General features: G+C 64.2%; 16 protein-coding genes and 2 pseudogenes. 8 read left to right on the top strand and 10 right to left on the bottom strand.

Annotated features, from left to right (window positions below; genetic code table 11):
• Window positions 1–868 precede the first annotated feature (868 nt).
• Window positions 869–1066 carry a hypothetical protein gene (locus tag R2601_RS25835; protein ID WP_254656043.1) on the top strand — a complete coding sequence of 66 codons (198 nt, stop codon included), beginning with the start codon at window positions 869–871 and terminating at the stop codon, window positions 1064–1066.
• Window positions 1056–3128 carry a recombinase family protein gene (locus R2601_RS08100; RefSeq protein WP_007796339.1) on the top strand — a complete coding sequence of 691 codons (2073 nt, stop codon included), beginning with the start codon at window positions 1056–1058 and terminating at the stop codon, window positions 3126–3128. Before R2601_RS25835 ends, R2601_RS08100 begins: the two co-directional genes overlap by 11 nt.
• A 23-nt stretch (window positions 3129–3151) precedes the next feature.
• Here the strand turns inward: R2601_RS08100 and R2601_RS27700 are convergent.
• The 9 genes and pseudogenes from R2601_RS27700 to R2601_RS08145 form a co-directional block, all read right to left on the bottom strand.
• Window positions 3152–3229, bottom strand: a pseudogene (locus R2601_RS27700) (integrase core domain-containing protein); the annotation flags it as partial.
• A 294-nt stretch (window positions 3230–3523) separates the two neighbouring features.
• Entirely contained in the window at window positions 3524–4549 is a 1026-nt protein-coding gene (locus R2601_RS08105; protein WP_007793130.1) for an IS110 family RNA-guided transposase, read from the bottom strand.
• Window positions 4550–4633: 84 nt separating this feature from the next.
• Window positions 4634–5665, bottom strand: a pseudogene (locus R2601_RS25845) (IS3 family transposase); the annotation flags it as partial.
• A 229-nt stretch (window positions 5666–5894) separates the two neighbouring features.
• Window positions 5895–7118, bottom strand: coding sequence for an NADH:ubiquinone reductase (Na(+)-transporting) subunit F (gene nqrF, locus R2601_RS08120; RefSeq protein ID WP_007796349.1), 1224 nt, complete (start codon window positions 7116–7118; stop codon window positions 5895–5897).
• A gap of 19 nt (window positions 7119–7137) precedes the next feature.
• Window positions 7138–7743: an NADH:ubiquinone reductase (Na(+)-transporting) subunit E gene (locus R2601_RS08125; protein ID WP_007796352.1), complete on the bottom strand. Its 606-nt coding sequence runs from the start codon at window positions 7741–7743 to the stop codon at window positions 7138–7140.
• Window positions 7743–8396 carry an NADH:ubiquinone reductase (Na(+)-transporting) subunit D gene (locus R2601_RS08130; RefSeq protein WP_007796354.1) on the bottom strand — a complete coding sequence of 218 codons (654 nt, stop codon included), beginning with the start codon at window positions 8394–8396 and terminating at the stop codon, window positions 7743–7745. The genes R2601_RS08125 and R2601_RS08130 overlap by 1 nt, the downstream gene beginning before the upstream one ends.
• Complete coding sequence (locus R2601_RS08135) at window positions 8396–9205, bottom strand: Na(+)-translocating NADH-quinone reductase subunit C (RefSeq protein ID WP_007796363.1); 810 nt, start codon at window positions 9203–9205, stop codon at window positions 8396–8398. The genes R2601_RS08130 and R2601_RS08135 overlap by 1 nt, the downstream gene beginning before the upstream one ends.
• Window positions 9198–10397, bottom strand: coding sequence for an NADH:ubiquinone reductase (Na(+)-transporting) subunit B (locus R2601_RS08140; protein WP_007796369.1), 1200 nt, complete (start codon window positions 10395–10397; stop codon window positions 9198–9200). The genes R2601_RS08135 and R2601_RS08140 overlap by 8 nt, the downstream gene beginning before the upstream one ends.
• A 4-nt stretch (window positions 10398–10401) precedes the next feature.
• The gene (locus tag R2601_RS08145; RefSeq protein ID WP_040544505.1) at window positions 10402–11745 is read right to left on the bottom strand and encodes a Na(+)-translocating NADH-quinone reductase subunit A; all 1344 of its coding nucleotides are present in this window, start codon (window positions 11743–11745) and stop codon (window positions 10402–10404) included.
• Between the two features lie 209 nt (window positions 11746–11954).
• Here R2601_RS08145 and R2601_RS08150 point away from each other — a divergent pair, with 209 nt between their 5' ends.
• Together R2601_RS08150 and nqrM are read left to right on the top strand one after the other, a co-directional pair.
• Complete coding sequence (locus tag R2601_RS08150) at window positions 11955–12944, top strand: FAD:protein FMN transferase (protein WP_007796375.1); 990 nt, start codon at window positions 11955–11957, stop codon at window positions 12942–12944.
• Window positions 12945–13019: 75 nt separating this feature from the next.
• On the top strand, window positions 13020–13259 hold the full coding sequence (gene nqrM, locus R2601_RS08155; protein ID WP_007796378.1) for a (Na+)-NQR maturation NqrM: 240 nt from the start codon (window positions 13020–13022) through the stop codon (window positions 13257–13259).
• 166 nt (window positions 13260–13425) lie between these two features.
• On the opposite strand, the gene R2601_RS08160 is transcribed toward nqrM, so the two are convergent.
• Window positions 13426–13608, bottom strand: a complete 183-nt coding sequence (locus tag R2601_RS08160) for a hypothetical protein (RefSeq protein WP_007796380.1) — start codon at window positions 13606–13608, stop codon at window positions 13426–13428.
• 80 nt (window positions 13609–13688) lie between these two features.
• Between R2601_RS08160 and R2601_RS08165 the strand changes: the two genes are divergently transcribed.
• The 4 genes from R2601_RS08165 to R2601_RS08175 form a co-directional block, all read left to right on the top strand.
• Window positions 13689–14210 (top strand): CBS domain-containing protein, encoded by a 522-nt coding sequence (locus tag R2601_RS08165; RefSeq protein ID WP_007796384.1) that lies wholly within the window; start codon window positions 13689–13691, stop codon window positions 14208–14210.
• A gap of 183 nt (window positions 14211–14393) precedes the next feature.
• Complete coding sequence (locus R2601_RS26770; protein ID WP_154657516.1) at window positions 14394–14561, top strand: hypothetical protein; 168 nt, start codon at window positions 14394–14396, stop codon at window positions 14559–14561.
• Between the two features lie 282 nt (window positions 14562–14843).
• Window positions 14844–16361: a bifunctional AfsR/SARP family transcriptional regulator/alpha/beta hydrolase gene (locus R2601_RS08170; protein ID WP_254656044.1), complete on the top strand. Its 1518-nt coding sequence runs from the start codon at window positions 14844–14846 to the stop codon at window positions 16359–16361.
• A 107-nt stretch (window positions 16362–16468) separates the two neighbouring features.
• Window positions 16469–17230, top strand: a 762-nt coding sequence (locus R2601_RS08175; protein WP_007796390.1) for a M15 family metallopeptidase domain-containing protein, incomplete at its 3' end; no start/stop codon positions are given.

Raw genomic sequence — 17230 nt, forward strand, 5'->3', positions numbered from 1 at the left:
ACGGGTATGCCAAGGGCGGTGTAGCGGTTCAAGGCCCTAACGGCCGCTTTAGTGAAGCCGCGCCGCGGCGCCCATCGGGATGGCGAATGTCGGCTCAGGGCCGGAAGCGTCAAAAATCCTAGGCATGTACACGCCTTCAACGACGTTCGTTGCCTGAGCGAAGCGGACCTCGGTATGCTGCGCGTACATTGTCGGCTTCCGAAGCGCCGGAGTTGGGTGGTGTCTCTGCCGGTGACCTGCCTCTGTCGACTGCTTATCTTCGAGAGGCTGGGCGTGTTCTGGAGAGTCCGCCCTTTGTTCGGTTCAGGCCGTTGCGAGCTCCCGCAACCAGTCCTAACGAACGCTCCGGGTCCTTCGCCTGGGATGTTTTTTGTTGCTCCCCTCCCAGCGCAAGTGACCTGCCCCCCTGCCGGTCCCTCATTCATAACGCGAGTCTGCAGGTTGGATTTGGGTATTCGGCTTCCTGCGGCGTCTGGTTGGCCAGGGACGAATGCGGGCGGTCCGTATTGTACAACTCAATCACAGAACACCCACGGGACCGAGGAGCGCGAGGTGCTCTACCCTTGGCAGCCCTGGACGGGGCGAGTTGTTCACGTACACGAGGTGATCGCGAAGGCGGGCTGGGCTGCGTTTCGCTGTAGCCTGAGCGGTATCTCGTCGGACCGACGGCTGGAGGTTCCCGTCTGGATGTTCGATCGGGCGGCCTGCCAGTGCTGGCAAGTCGCGGTAACGCCGGTTGCCTCAGTGGCGGCTTTGCGAGCTCTGGCGGCATTGCTGCACGATGCGGCCGGCGTTCGTGATGGCGCATCGCAAATGCCAGATTCGAGCGCAACATCGAGCTCCCAGCAGGCGATTCCGGGAGATGCCGATGCCACGCCGACCAGCACCACAACAGCTCGAGTTGTTCACTCACCCCAGCGACGTCGACCAGGTTCCGGCGCCGCACTGGCAGACGTTGCCGGAGGAGGCGCGGGTAACGCTGACCGAACTGATGACCCGCCTGATCCTCGACCACGCCGCCGGCGCTCAGGCGCCTCGCCGGACGGAGGCACGACATGAAGCATGAGAAGATCAGTTCGCACCACCTGGAGCGCAAGGCGATCCTCTACGTGCGACAGTCCTCCGCCCACCAGGTGCTGCACAACCGCGAGAGCGGCGCTCTGCAATATGCGATGCGCGACCGGCTGGCGACGCTCGGCTGGTCCTGCATCGAGACGATCGACGACGACCTTGGCCGGTCCGCGGCGGGCGGCGTTGCGCGGGCGGGCTTCGACCGGATGGTCGCCGAGGTCTGCCTGGGCAAGGTCGGTGCGGTCGCGGCGCGGGAAGTGTCGCGCTTTGCGCGCAACAGCCGCGACTGGCAGCAGCTGATCGAGATGTGCCGGGTCGTCGACACCGTCCTGGTCGACCAAGAGGCGGTATATGCGCCACGCCAAGGCAACGACCGTCTACTTCTCGGTTTGAAAGGAAGTCTCAACGAGTACGAGCTCGATCTGCTGCGGCAACGGTCGCTGTCCGCCCGTTACGAGAAGGCCCGGCGCGGCGAGTTGATCGTCGCGGCTCCCGTCGGCTTCGTGAAGGCCGGCGACAGGCTCGAGAAGGACCCCGACCGCCGCGTCCAGGAGGCCATCACCCTTGTCTTCGACAAGGTGACCGAGCTCGGCAGCGCCCGGCAGGCCCTGCTCTGGTTCCTGGAGCACGGGCTGGACCTGCCCGCAAGACACGCCAATGGCGACGTGATCTGGCGCAGGCCAACCTATGCCACCATCCACCGCATGATCGAGAACCCGGTCTACGGCGGCGCCTACGCCTATGGTAAGACCCGAGTTGTGCCGAGACACGGCGCGGCCGTTCCGCGAACCGGCAGCCGCCGCAAACCGCGCGCTGAATGGCTGGCGCTGAAGCCCGGCGCACACGAAGGTTATATCAGTTGGGAACGGGCAGAGGCGATCCGCGCGATGGTCAGCGACAATACCCCCACGAGCCGGCACCATGGGGCGCCCAAGCACGGCGATGCCCTGCTCGCCGGTCTCTTGCGCTGTCGGCGCTGTGGCCGCAAGCTGACGGTCCGCTACACTGGGGCCAAGCACGACATCCCGCGCTATTCCTGCTGGCGCGGTCTGCTCGACAACGGCGAGCCGCGCTGCATCGCCTTCGGTGGCCTGCGGGTCGACGATGCCATCAAGGATGCGCTGCTGCGGGTGGTCGAGCCGGGCGCCATCACTGCGGCCGCCGAGGCCGAGGCGCAGGTCGCCAGTCGCCGCGATCAGGTTCGCGACGCGTTGGCGCGAGACCTCGAAGCTGCCCGCTACGGTGCCGACCGCGCCTTCCGCCAGTATGATGCAGCCGATCCCGAGAACCGACTTGTGGCGGCAGAACTCGAAGCGCGGTGGAACCGCGCCCTCGCACGCGCCGCCGAGATTGAGGCCAAGATCGCCGCGCATGATTCTGCAACCTCCAGGCCTTCCTCCTTGGCGGCGCTGGATGCCGCCGCGCTCGGCACGGACCTTCGCACTGTCTGGGAGGCGCCAACGACCGATGCCCGGCTCAAGAAGCGCATCGTGCGCACCGTCATCCTCGAGGTGGTCGCCGACATCGACGACGACGCCTCCGAGATCGTCCTTCTGATCCACTGGATCGGCGGCATGCATACCGAACTGCGCCTGCCGAAGCGGCGTCGAGGCCAGCGCAACAGTACAGCACCAGAGATCATCGCGGCGGTACGTCAGCTCGTTCTCCTGGCCACCGACGATCTGATCGCCGGCATCCTAAATCGAAACGGTCTGCTGACCGGTCATGGCAACCGATGGACCCGGGAGCGCGTCACCGCACTCAGGTCGCATCACAAGATCCCGGTATTCCGCCCGGCTCCCGACGGCACCGAACCCTGGCTCAACCTGACCAACGCTGCGCGCCTGCTCGGCGTCACGACCAAGACACTAAGACTGGCCGCCGAAGCCGGCAGCATCGAGGGCGTTCATCCGTTACCGGACGGTCCGTGGATCTTCGCCCGCGCGGAACTCGGCAAACCGCCAGCCCAGCAACTCACCCAGCGCGCCCGGCAGAACCCCAAATACCCCACCGGATCGCACCCCGATCAGCAAAACCTATTTACTTCAGAGGCATAGAGAGATGGGCGCAATGAAGCAGGATTGTAGTGTCTACGCCAATCCTCCAGCTTTTCCCGCGCATCTGCAAGGTTCATGAACCAGTGCGCGTTTAGACATTCGTCCACTGCCCGGCAGGGCATTGTGCAGCAATGTCCCGTGTATGGACGCCCCCGGGGCTGCAAGCGATTTTTTGACTTTGGCAACAGCATTGCGGTCGAGTTCTTTCGTGTATCCGGCCTCTGGTTGCGACCTTCAATGCCGCGGGCCCTCATGGTGAGTTCGAGGAACAGGTCCAAAACGAGAGGCCGTAGTACAAGCTACTCGGGACATTACTGGTTTTCCCATTCCTGATCTCGTCGACGCTTTGCCATGACCTCCATTCAGAACCACCGCACCCCAGCCTGCCTTCGCGCTCAGGCGTTGGCAGGGGTCTCGTAGACGCCGCCATGAGCCATGATCGCCCAGGCCATCCGCGCCATCTTGTTTGCCAGCGCAACTGCAACCAGCATTTTAGGTTTGCGAGCCAACATACGGGCCAGCCACGACCCATCTGGCGCGCCGCCGCGTTTTTGCGCGGCTTGGATCGCGGACATTGCACCGATGATCAGCAAACGCCGCAGGTCGCGCTGACCCATTTTTGATATCTTGCCCAGCCTTGTTTTACCGCCCGTAGAATGCTGGCGTGGTGCCAGCCCGATCCAGGCTGCGAAGTCGCGCCCCTTGCTGAACATCTCTGGCGGTGCCGCCAGCACGGCAATCGATACCGCCGTCACCGGGCCGATCCCCGGCATGGTCATCAACCTGCGCGCCACATCGTCCTGTCGGGCAATCTGTCGAAGTTGCCGGGTCAGCGCGTCAATGCGCGCGCTTAGCCCGGCGATGAGATCGAAGAATATTTGGCAAAGGCCGGTGACTTCGGGCGGCAATCGTTCTCCATTCTCAGCCACAGCCTTTTCCAACCGAGGCAGATGCTGAGGGCCTTTCGGCGCGACAATCCCATGTTCAGCCAGATGCCCTCGCAATGCGTTGATCGCCTGGGTACGTTGCCCTGTCAAAAGATCGCGGGTCTTGAGTACCATCGACTGACCTTGTTGCTCGGTTGTCTTGGTCGTCACAAAGCGCATGGTCGGTCGGGACGCTGCTTCAGCGATGGCTTCGGCATCATTCGCATCGTTCTTTTGCCGCTTCACATAGGGTTTGACGTATTGCGGGGCGATGAGCCTGACATCGTGGCCAAGTCTGGAAAGCTCCCGGCTCCAGTGATGCGCACCCGCGCAAGCCTCCAAAGCGATGGTGCAAGGCTCAATCTGACCGAAAAACTCTAGCACCCGCCCTCGCGGCAACGCCTTGCTAAAGACCTTAGATCCATTTGCCGCCGCGCCATGCGCGTGAAACGAACTCTTGGCAATATCCAGCCCTACAATGCTAACCTTCTCCATGGACGCTTCCTCCTCGTAGCGAATTTCGACACCGCTACCTTGGCACAGCGATGCCGTGAGGGGGCGTCCACACCATCAAGAGGGGCGCAGCCGTCCATTGAAGCTCTCGACGAAGCCGTTCTGCATCGGTTTTCCCGGAGCAATGTAGTGCCACGGCACCTCGTCCTCATCGGCCCATTTCAGGATCGCCCGACTGGTAAACTCTGTGCCGTTATCGCTAACAATGCAGCCGGGCTTGCCGTAGACCCGGATAAGGGCGCTGAGCTCCCGGGCAACCCTTGCCCCGGAGAGGCTGGTGTCCGCCACAAGGCACAGGCATTCGCGCGTGCAATCGTCGATCACGGCGAGGATCCGGAACTTCCGCGAGGCACCAAAGCTGTCGGATACAAAGTCTAACGATCCCGCTGACCGGCAGCGGTTTGCCTGCAAACCGCGAGAGAGGGCGCGCGTTGACGCCCGCGGCCGATGGCATCGGGGTTCTTGTGCCACGCGCTCGCTTGCGACCGCGCCTCCTTTTCACGGACAGCCCTTCCTCGCGGTAGATCCGATGGAGCGCTCCGGCCTACAAAAGGTCCCCCGGACCTTTTGTGTTACGTGCTACGATGTGGTTCATGCTCATGCCCTTGCGCTCCAACAGGACGCCAATCCGGCGGTAGCCGAACCTGCGCCGCTTGGTGGATATCTGCGCAGTTCCCTCTCGCACATGCTCAGCATGTGCTGCCGGGCTGCGGGACGGGCGTTCTCGCCGGACTATCTTGGGATCGACACCAACCAGCCTGCACGCCCGGCGCTGCGAGATGACATGATCCCGCATCCCCTGGAGCGCCGCATCTCGCCGCGTGATCAATGTCGTCAGGGTCGGCCTTGCCCTCGAACCGATGGTGGGCTGGCGGCCTCCATTCCCAGCAGGTCTTTCAACACGACGTTGCCCAGCATGGTGTCCGCCAGCAGGCGCTTCAGCTTGGCATTCTCGTCCTCAAGGGCCTTTAGCCTGGCAGCCTCGGACACCTCCATGCCGCCATACTTGGCTTTCAGCTTGTAGAACGTCGCCGTGCTCAGGCCGTGCCTGCGACACACCTCCGCAGTCGGCATTCCGGCCTCCTGCTCCTTGCTCATCCCGATGATCTGTTACGGGGCTTACGCGGCCCCACTGGGGCCACCGTCCCCTTAACCGGTGAAACGGCTCTTTCGCATGTGTCTGCTCCTTCAAAGTTGGCGCAGACTCTACATCACGGTGAGGGATTTCGCGGGGGGCAGGCCACAGTTCCGTCCTGGAACAGTCCGGGGGCCGAAAAGCGAAAGGGGGGCCGAGGCCCCCCTTGTCGTTTCGTTCAGATCTCGCGGATCAGCCGCCGAAATCGTCGAGCATGATGTCTTCGCGATCAACGCCAAGATCGAGCAGCATGTTGATCACCGACTGGTTCATGATCGGCGGGCCGCACATGTAGAACTCGCAATCCTCGGGGTTCGGGTGGTTCTTCAGATACTCCTCGTAGAGCACGTTGTGGATGAAGCCGGTGTAGCCCTTCCACTCGTCCTCGGGGAGCGCATCCGAGAGCGCCACGTGCCACTCGAAGTTCGAGAACTCCGCCGCCAGCGCGTCGAAATCCTCGACGAAGAACATCTCGCGCTTGGAGCGGGCGCCGTACCAGAAGGTGATCTTCCGGTCGCGGTTCTCGAGCCGCTTGAGCTGGTCGAAGATGTGGCTGCGCATCGGCGCCATGCCCGCGCCGCCGCCGATGAAGACCATCTCCTTCTGGGTGTCGCGGGCGAAGAACTCGCCGAACGGGCCGGAAATGGTGACCTTGTCGCCGGGCTTGAGGTTGAAGATGTAGGACGACATCTGCCCCGGCGGGATGCCTGTCGATCCCGGAGGCGGCGAGGCGACGCGGACGTTGAGCATGATCAGGCCCTTCTCGTCCGGGTAGTTCGCCATCGAGTAGGCGCGCTCGATCGGCTCGTCGACGGTCGATTCATACTGCCAAAGATTGAACTTGTCCCAATCCGGGCGGTACTCCTCGGCGATGTCGAACTCCTTGTAGGAGAGCTTGTGCGCGGGCGCCTCGATCTGGATGTAGCCGCCGGCGCGGAAGTTGACGTCCTCGCCCTCCGGAAGCTCCAGCACGAGGTTCTTGATGAAGGTCGCGACGTTGTCGTTGGAGCGCACGGTGCACTCCCACTTCTTGACGCCAAAGACCTCTTCGGGAACCTCGATATCCATGTCCTGCTTGACCGCCACCTGGCAGGACAGGCGGTCGCCGCAGGCGGCCTCGCGCTTGGTGATGTGCGATTCCTCGGTCGGCAGGATCGAGCCGCCGCCGGAATGGATGCGCACACGGCATTGCGCGCAGGTGCCGCCGCCGCCGCAGGCGGAGGGGACGAAGAGCTTCTGGGCCGCCAGCGTCTGCAGCAGCTTGCCGCCCGCCGGGACCGAGATGGTCTTTTCGTTGTTGATGGTGATGTTGACGTTGCCCGACGACACCAGGCGCGACCGCGCGGCCATGATGATGGTCACCAGCGCGACCACGATCAGGGTGAAGAGAACGACGCCGAGGCTGAAAGTAAGCATAGTGGTTCTGTCCTCCGCCTCAGAGATTCACGCCGCTGAAGGACATGAAGGCCAGTGCCATCAGTCCTGCGGAGATGAAGGTGATGCCAAGCCCCTGAAGGCCGTCCGGGATGTCGGAGTATTTCAGCTTCTCGCGCACACCGGCCATGGCGGTGATCGCCAGCGCCCAGCCGAAGCCCGACGAGGCGCCGTATGTCAGGGCCTCGGGGAAGTCGTAGCGCGCTCCACCATGAACAGCGAGCCGCCCAAGATGGCGCAGTTCACCGTGATCAGCGGCAGGACACACCCAGCGCGTTGTAGAGCGGCGGGAAATACTTATCGAGCACATCTCGAGGATCTGCACCAGCGCGGCGATGACCCCGATATAGGAGATCAGGCCGAGGAAGGTGAGGTCCACGTCCGGGAAACCTGCCCAGGCCAGCGCACCGGGCGCCAGCAGGTAGTTCAGGATCAGGTTGTTGGCGGGCACGGTGATGGTCTGCACGATCATCACCGAGATGCCGAGACCCATCGCGGTCGAGATCTTCTTCGACACGGCGATGAAGGTACACATGCCGAGGAAGAAGGACAGCGCCAGGTTCTCGACGAAGATCGCCTTTACGGCGAGAGAGACGAGACCTTCCATCAGTGCGCCTCCACGGTCTGGATCTTGAATTCACGCTCTTCGACCTGCATCGGCTTCCACGAGCGGATCGCCCAGATCAGAAGGCCGATGATGAAGAACGCCGAGGGGGGCAGCAGCAGCATGCCGTTGGGCACGTACCAGCCGCCGTTGTTGACGGTTTCGAAGATGGTGATGCCGAACAGCGAGCCGGCCCCGAAGAGCTCGCGGATGAAGCCCACGAGCATCAGGATCAGGCCGTAGCCCAGCCCGTTGCCGACGCCGTCGATGAAGCTTGCCACCGGCGGGTTGCTCATGGCGAAGGCCTCGGCGCGGCCCATCACGATGCAGTTGGTGATGATCAAGCCGACAAAGACCGACAGGGTCTTGGAGATCTCGTAGGCATAGGCCTTGAGCACCTGGTCGACGAGGATCACGAGGCTGGCGATGATCACCATCTGCACGATGATCCGGATCGAGCTCGGGATCTGGTTGCGCAGCATCGAGATGAACAGCGACGAGAAACCCGTCACCAGAGTCACCGCGATGGCCATCACGAAAGCCACGCTCAGCGACGAGGTCACCGCGAGGGCCGAGCAGATGCCCAGGACCTGCAGCGTGATCGGGTTGTTGTCGATCAGCGGATCGACAAGTTGCGATTTGCGTGTCTGAGCCATCAGATGTCTCCTGCCTTAAGCCGCTCGAGGAACGGGCCGTAGCCCTGCTCACCCATCCAGAAGCGGACAAGGTTGTGAACCCCGCGCGAGGTCAGGGTCGCCCCCGCCAGCGCGTCGATGTAGAATTCCTGGCCGGCCGGGGGCGGCGCCTTGGCGACAGTGATCTGCAGATCGCCATCGTCGTCGCGCAGCTTCTTGCCGTTCCACAGGGCCTTCCAGCGCGGGTTGTCGACCTCGGCGCCGAGGCCCGGGGTCTCGCCGTGCTGGTAGAACTGCAGGCCGAAGATGTCATTGCCGTTCTCTTCCAGCGCGATGAAGCCGTAAAGCGTCGACCACAGGCCGTAGCCCTCGATCGGCAGGATCACCTTGTCGATGCCGCCGTCCTCGGTGCGCAGGATATAGACCATGCGATAGGCCTGCATCGAGCCGCCGAGACCCGCCGGGTCCTCGTCGAGCGCGCGGATGATCGCCGGGTCGCCGGTGGCGGCCAGCTCGTCGAACGTGTCGATCTCGAACTGGTCGGTAGACTCGCCGGTCGACAGGTCGACGACGTGCGGTTCCATCGCCTCGAAAGCTTCGGCGACGCTCACGTTCGGGTCGTAGACGCCGGCCACCTGAAGCACGTTCGACTGCTTGTCACGCAGCGCGTTGGCCTGCTGCACCGGGCGCAGCGACACCGCTGCCGCCGACACTACCATCGAGGCCACGAGGCAGAGCGTCACCGCAACGAACACGGTCTTCGGGACCGAGTCATTGGGCATGTCGAGGAAACGACGGATGAGGCCTTTTTTCTCATTCGCGTCAGGCATTGCGCTTGGCCCTCCGTTTGATGTTGGCCTGAACGACGAAGTAGTCGATCAGCGGCGCAAAGACGTTGCCGAAAAGGATCGCGAGCATCATGCCTTCCGGGAAGGCCGGGTTCACGACACGGATCATCACCACCATGAAACCGATCAGCGCGCCGTAGATCCAGCGCCCGGCATTGGTGTGGCTGGCCGAGACCGGCTCGGTCACCATGAAGACGAGGCCGAAGGCGTAGCCGCCGACCACGAGGTGCCAGTACCACGGCATCGCGAACATCGGGTTGCTGTCGGAGCCGATGAGGTTGAGCAGCGTCGAGAACGCGATCATGCCGAGCAGACAGCCGGCGACGAGACGCCAGTTGGCGATCTTGGTCACCAGCAGGAAGGCGAGGCCGATCAGGCAGGCGATGGTCGAGGTCTCGCCGAGGCAGCCCTGGATCGTGCCGATGAAGGCGTCCATCCAGGTGATGCCGCGCTCGGGCAGGGCGGCAAAGCCGTCGCTGGCGCTGACCGAGAGCGCGGTGGCGCCCGAGAAACCGTCGACCGGCGTCCAGACCGTGTCGCCCGACATCTGCGCCGGGTAGGCGAAGTATAGGAAGGCACGGCCCACCAGTGCGGGGTTGAGGAAGTTCTTGCCGGTGCCGCCGAACACTTCCTTGCCGATCACCACGCCGAAGATGATGCCAAGCGCGACCTGCCACAGCGGCGTCGAGGCCGGCAGGATCAGGGTGTAGAGCATCGAGCTGACGAGGAAGCCTTCGTTCACCTCGTGGCCGCGCACCACCGCGAAGACCACCTCGAAGATGCCCCCCGCAACCAGCGTGACGATGTAGATCGGCAGGAAATACAACAGCCCGTGCAGCATGTTGGCCAGCGGGTTCGCCGGGTTGAAGCCGATCCCCAGCGTCTCGATGATCCAGGCACGCCAGCCCGAAGCGCCATACTCGGCGATCGCGAGGTTGGTCTGCAGGCCGGTGTTGTAGAGGCCGAACAGGATGCACGGAATCGTCGCCAGCACCACGTAGGTCATGATCCGCTTCATATCGATGTAGGAGCGGGCATGAGGCGCGACGGTGGTCACCGTCTTGGGCGTGTAGACGAGACTCTCCACCATCTCGTAGATGGAGTAGTATTTCTCGAACCTGCCGCCCTTGTGGAAGGCCGGCTCGATCCGGTCGAAGAGATTGCGAAGACCCACGGCCTTACCCCTCCTTCTCGATCTTGGTGAGGCTGTCGCGCAGGGCGAGGCCATATTCATACTTGGCCGGGCAGGCGAAGCCGCAGAGCGCGAGGTCTTCCTCGTCCAGCTCCATCGCCCCGAGCGCCTGTGCCGTGTCGGTGTCCATCACCAGCAGCGCGCGCAGCAACTGCGTCGGCAGGAAGTCCTGCGGCATCAGTTCTTCGAAGGTGCCCAGCGGCACCATGGCACGGCGGCCCCCGTTGAGATTCGAGGTCAGCGCGTAGAGCTTCTGGCTGAAGGCAGAACCCAGAACCGGCTGGTAGGCATACTTGGACGGCATCGGAAGGATCCAGCCGAGCGTGTTCTGCTCGCGGTCTTCCTTGATCAGCGTGATCTGGCGCGCGTAGCGGCCGAGATAGCAGGTCGGGCCGTCGCCCATGCGGCCGCTCAGGATCGAGCCCGAGATCACCCGCACCGGCAGCTTGGTCTGCAGGTCGTCATGGCAGAGATCGGCCATCGAGGCGCCGGCGATGGTGCGCACCAGACGCGGCTTGCGGCAGAGCGGGCCCGAGAGCGCGATGGTGCGTGACATGTCGAGCGTGCCGGTGTCGAGCAGTTTCCCGATCGCGATGACGTCGTGGTAGCCGATGCTCCAGACCGTCTTGCTGGCCGAGGGCGGCTCGAGGAAGTGCATGTGCGTGCCGGCAAGGCCCGCCGGGTGCGGCCCGGAGAAGCCCGCGACGTAGACGCCCGGCATGCCGCCGCCCGGAACGTCGCTATCGGCGTCCTGGCACAGGTAGACATGTCCCTCGGTCAGCAGGGTCATCGCCTGCAGGCCGTGGGTGAAGGCCTTGGTCTCCTCGGCGATGATCGCTGCCGCGTCGCCGCTCAGCGGCTCGCTGTCCATCGCGGTGACGTAGATCGCCGCCGGACGGGTCTCGGGGTCGGGGACCTTGGAATAGGGACGGGTGCGGAACGAGGTCCAGAGACCGGCGGCGCAAAGCCGCTCCACCACGCCATCGGGCGTGTGCGGATCGCCGACACCGGAGAAATCCACCGGTTCGGCGGCGCTCTGGTCGATCTCGATCTCGACGCTGACCAGCTTGCGGCGAGCGCCGCGGTTGATCGCCTTGATTCGTCCGGAAACCGGGGAGGTGACCTGAACCGTGGGCGTGTCCTTATGCGCCAGAATGGGCGCACCGGCGGCCACGAGATCGCCTTCCTGGACCGCCAGTCGCGGCTTCAGACCGATGTAATCGTCTCCGAGGATGGCGACTGTTCGGACCGTGGGGGCGTCTTGGATCCCCCCTTCGGGTGCCCCCAGTACCGGGACATCCAGACCTTTCTTTAACGTATATCGCTGCACGTTGTTTCGTCCTGTCCATTTTTGCCGGTCTTATGCGCTCCCGTGTCGGATTTTGGAAGTTCTTCAGAGGCGATTCTCCAATTTATTGTTGAACTGCCCCGGAAACTCGCTCAGAAGCCCATCATCTCATCGTCGTACATGAAGCAGCCTTCAGCGGAGATATCCCCGTGACCAAGCCCCTCCTCCTTTCTCGCCGTAGCCTCCTTGCAATGCCTCTCGCCCTGGCAGCCTGCAAGAAGGGATGGTCGATCCTCGAACTGACCGGGCTGACCATGGGAACCAGCTATTCCATCGTGGCGGTCGATCATTCGCGCCAGATCGACAAGGCCGAGCTAAAGGCTGCCGTCGAGGCGAAACTTGCCACGGTGAACACCCAGATGTCCAACTGGGATAGCGGCTCCGAGATCTCGCGCTTCAACGCCACCGGCTCGACCGACAGCTTCGGCGTCTCGCACGAGCTGGCCCACGTGATGCAGGCCGCACAGGACGTGAACGCTGCCAGCGATGGCCGCTTCGACGTCACCGTCGGCCCGCTGATCGATCTCTGGGGTTTCGGCGCCAACGGCACCCGCAACGACGAGCCCGGCGCGCACGAGATCGCCGATGCGCTGGCCTGCTGCGGTCAGAGCGAGTCGATCCGCGTCGGCAACGGCGCGCTGCAGAAGCTGCGCCCCGAGGCCGAGGTCTATCTTTCGGCCATTGGCAAGGGCTTCGGCGTCGACCAGGTCGCCAGCGCGCTCAAGGATTTCGGTCTCACTGACTACATGGTCGAAATCGGTGGCGATCTCTACACCGCCGGCAAGAACCCCGATGGCCAGCCCTGGCAGATCGGCATCGAGTCGCCGGAAGCCTTCGATCGCGGCGTGATGAAGGTCGTGGGCCTGTCGGATCACGGCATGGCGACCTCGGGCGACTACCGCAACTTCTTCGAGAAGGATGGCAAGCGCTACTCGCACATCATCGATGCCACCACCGGCCGCCCGGTCACCCACGCCACCGCCTCGGTGACCGTGCTGACCGAGAACGCCATGCTGGCCGATGCCTGGGCCACGGCGCTGCTGGTGCTGGGCACCGAGCGCGGCCTCGAGATCGCAAATGATCGTGAGATGGCGGTTCTCTTCGTTGATCGTGCGGGCAAGGCGGGCGACAAGGGCTTCACCACCACGGCCAGCACGCGCTTCGAGGCGCTGCAGGCCTGAGCCTGAAGGCGGCCTCCGGGCCGCCGCCTTGGCGCTGATATTGGCGCCTTTGATACAAGAAAGGGTCGGTCCGACGTGTCGACGTTCCTTCTCGCCTTTGGTCTCCTGATGATCGTCATGCTGGGCATGGCGCTCGGTGTCATCCTCAACGGACGCACCATCAAGGGGAGCTGCGGCGGCCTGAACGCGATTGCCGACGCGGATCACTGCGTGGTCTGCAAGCAGGAGATCGACCCCGACAGCCCGCTGCGCGACCGGCTGCACTGCCCCAAGGCGCGCAAGATGCTCGAAGAGATGGAGCGCGAGCGGGCCTGAGTCTTCAGGACGACTGCACAGGGCCTCCGGAACCATCGGAGCCTACGGGACCATCGGATGCCCTCGCACGCTGCTGCGAGGGTTTTTTTATAGCCGGAGCTCGCGTGCCCCGCAGACCGGCGACACCTGGTCTTGCGCGAAGCCTCGTCAGGGGGCCTGCGAGACCTCAGCCCTCCGACATCGGCAGCAGCCCGAGCGCCAGAAGCAGCACCGCAGCCACGGTTCCGAAAAGCCAGAGCTGCCAGCGCGGGCCTTCGGTTTTCCAGACCGTCCGGTAGCGATAGCCCGCGAGACAGGCGATCACGAACAGTGCTGTGGCGCTGGCGGGCGTGAGCGTGAGCTCGGGCAATCTGCAACCTCTCTGAAACAAGCGCGTTTACAGATCAGCTGATTGCACTAACCTGAAACAGGATCAAGGGAGGTCACGCCATGCCTGCATCATACCAACCCCACACCGTCGGCGACGACGATCAAGAACGGACCATGAGCCAGACCGTGGACACGAACCTGTCCGCCGCAGAGGCGACGGTGCGCCACGTGCTCGACGACAAGGGCGACGAGGTGGTCTGGATCCAGCCGCAGGAGACCATCGGCAAGGCTGTCGAAGTCCTGCGTGACAAGCGCATCGGCGCGATTCTCGTGAAGGACCCGCAGGGCGCGCTGGTCGGGATCCTGTCGGAGCGCGATATCGTGCGCCGCCTCGCCGATACGCCGGGCCGCACCCTGCCGCAGCGGGTTGAAGAGCTGATGACCCCCGAGGTCGAGACCTGCAGCCCCGACGAATCGCTCGTGGTGGTGCTGCGGCGCATGAATGATGGCCGGTTCCGCCACATGCCGGTGATGGAAGAGGGCACGCTGGTCGGCCTGATCTCGATCGGCGACGTGGTGAATTACCGTCTGACCGCGCTGGAATACGAAGCCCTCAAGCTCAAGCAACTGATCGTCGGCTGACAGCGCGCTCCGCAGCCTGTTTCATGAGCATTTGCATCCCGGTTCCGCAGCTTTCGGGGCCGGGATTTTTGCTGCGACGCAGCAAGAATGCGAAATCGAAATTTGCAAGCCGAACCGGAAAGATGCGGCATTGTGTCACGACAAATCCGTGTTACCGTTCCTCTCAGGGAGGAACTCAACATGATGCTTTTTATCGTCGGCCTCGGAATCGGCCTTCTGATTGCGACACCGTTCATCGCGCTTGTGCTCGGAGCGGGGGTCCTGACGCGCGACACGGTGACTGATCTGGCCGAGATCGAAAGCGATCCGTATCCGCTGAACGTCGTCTCGTTTCCGCCGAGCCGCGCCTGACCGCAGCCTTTGCCGGACCGGAACAAGGCCCGCGCGACCTGACGGTCGGGCGGGCCTTTTGCCTGTCTCGCTGCCATCGACTCGCAAAAAAAGGCAGCGCCCCGCCCAAGACAAGCGCAGGCGAGTCAGAAATCGTCATCCGCTACGCCTAAAAAACAATCATCGCGGTAGCGCCTTTTGGCGGTATCCTCTCTGGCAGGTCTTGACATTTCGCCGTATAGATCGCCCAGAATACCTGATAAATTCGCTCTATTATCGGCATGTCTCGGCGGGGTCTTGAGGGTGCAGCACTACGCGGAAGAGTCCGGAGAGGCGCTCAGCATCTCGCTGCTGGGGGAGCTTCGCGTGTTTCGTGCCGGAGAAGAGTTGCCTCTGCCGGCGTCGCGCAAGGCGCGGGCGCTTCTGGCCTTTCTGATCGCCACAGGCCGGCCGCACCGGCGCGAGCGTCTTTGCGAGCTGTTCTGGGATCTGCCCGACGACCCTCGTGCCGCGCTGCGCTGGTCGCTGACCAAGCTGCGCAAGGTGATCGACGATCCCGACCGGCCGCGCATCGTGGCCGACCGGGAACGTGTCGCGGTCGATACCGAAGGGCTGCGGCTCGACATCCGCGCCATGCGAGAGGACGTCGCGTCCGGTCTCGACGCGCTGCCGCTCGACGCGCTCGAGGCCATGGCCCGTCGTCTCGACGAGGTCCTGCTCGACGGGCTCGACGGGGCCGGGGGAGAGGCTTTTGCCGACTGGCTCAGCGCCGAGCGCGCCGATGCCGAGGGTTTGCGCATCGAGGTTCTGCGCCACCTTGCCAGCCATCCCGCCAACCCGCCCGCCATTGCCGAGAAATGGCGCCGTCTCTGGCACGCCGCCAATCCTTCGGCCGCGCGCGAAACGCCTGACCCGGCCCCCCAGCGCGAAACCGTTCCGCAGTCCGGACAGCCGCCGCGCATCGCGAGCGGTCTTCGGGCGCAGAAGATCGGCTTTTGCGACGTGGCCGATGGCACCACCATCGCCTATGCCACCGTGGGCAGCGGCCTGCCGTTCCTGAAGGCGGCGAACTGGCTGACGCATCTGGAGTTCGACTGGACCAGCCCGATCTGGGGCGAGTGCTTTGCCGACATCGCGCACGAGCGCAGCTTCATCCGCTATGACGAGCGCGGCTGCGGCCTGTCGGACTGGGATACCGACGACCTCAGCTTCGACGCCTTCGTGGAGGATCTCGAGGCGGTTGCCGACCGGCTGGAACTCGAGCGCTTCCCCTTGCTGGGCATCTCGCAGGGCGCGGCGGTGTCGATCGAATACGCCGCACGCCACCCCGAGCGGGTCTCGGGGCTGATCCTCTTCGGCGGCTATGCTGCCGGCTGGCGCCACACCACCACCGACGACGAGAAGGCCCGGCGCGAGGCGGTGCGCGATCTGACACGGGTTGGCTGGGGCACCGACAACCCGGCCTACCGGCACATCTTTTCGCAGACCTTCATGCCCGGCGTCTCGCCCGACGAACTGGCATGGTTCGACGAATTCCAGCGCCTCACCACCTCGCCCGAGAACGCCGCCCGCTTCCAGGATGCGTTCGGCGATATCGACGTGCGTCACCGGCTGGGCGACGTGAAGGCCCCCACGCTGGTGCTGCACTCGACCGGAGACCAGCGCATCCCGGTGAGCGACGGGCGCTACATCGCGCGGGCGATCCCCGGAGCGCAATTCGTGCCGCTCGACAGCCGCAACCACGTGCTGGTGGGCTATGAGCCGGCCTGGCAGACCTGCATGGAGGCGATCCGCGAGTTCCTGAAGGAACACGACATCTAGGCCGCGACCAAGCCTTTCGGCCGTCCGACCGGCCTGCGCTGAACCTTTCGCGCCACACCGGGCACCTACGGGCATCACCCGTCCCCTGTCTCAGAGAGGTTCGCCCCATGCGCTTCTTCGGTGCCCTGCTGATCGCCCTCGCCATAGCCGCCGCGCCGTTCTCATGGCGCTATGCCCAGACCCTGATCCCCGCGCCCGAGCCCGATGCGCCCCGTGAGCCGGCCCCAGCCACTGCCGAGGCCGCGCCAGCGGCGCTCGAGGAAGAGGTGGCGTTCCTGTCGGATCAGCTCGCTCGGCTGAGCCAGCGGGTCGATGCGCTCGACAGCCGCACCTCGCTGAACCTCGCCAGCGTGGCGCGTCCGCTCGAGCCACGGGCAGAGAGTCCCGAAGCCACGGATTCGCTCAAGGATGCCTTCGCGCAGGTGGTGCTGATCGCCGACCGGCGCTCGGCCAATGACGGGCTCAGCCATGCCACGCCCTCGTTCCTGCGCGAGCTGATCGGCCTTCCGCGCCCGGATCTGACGGACAATTGCCAGTCCGCCACCAATCCCAGGCTGCGCGACCTGCTCTCGACCGAAGATGTCGGCCCGATCCGGGCGACGCTGGTGCGCCCGGCGCTGGTCTCGATCCGGCAGGTGTTTGCCAATGTGCAGGTCTTCGAGCCCGAGCTCTACGACCGCATCAAGACCGCCGGCTCGCTCTGCGTGCGCCGTATCCGGGGGGCGCAGAGCGCGGCCTCGGCCCATGCCTACGGCCTGGCGGTCGACATCAACATCGACGCGTGCTCGACAGCCTCGCCGACGGCAAGACCCAGCTCGGGCTCATCCTGCTGGCGGATTCTTCAGAGAGGGCTGGATCTGGGGCGCAGT

Source organism: Salipiger bermudensis HTCC2601 (genome assembly GCF_000153725.1).
Lineage (GTDB): Bacteria > Pseudomonadota > Alphaproteobacteria > Rhodobacterales > Rhodobacteraceae > Salipiger > Salipiger bermudensis.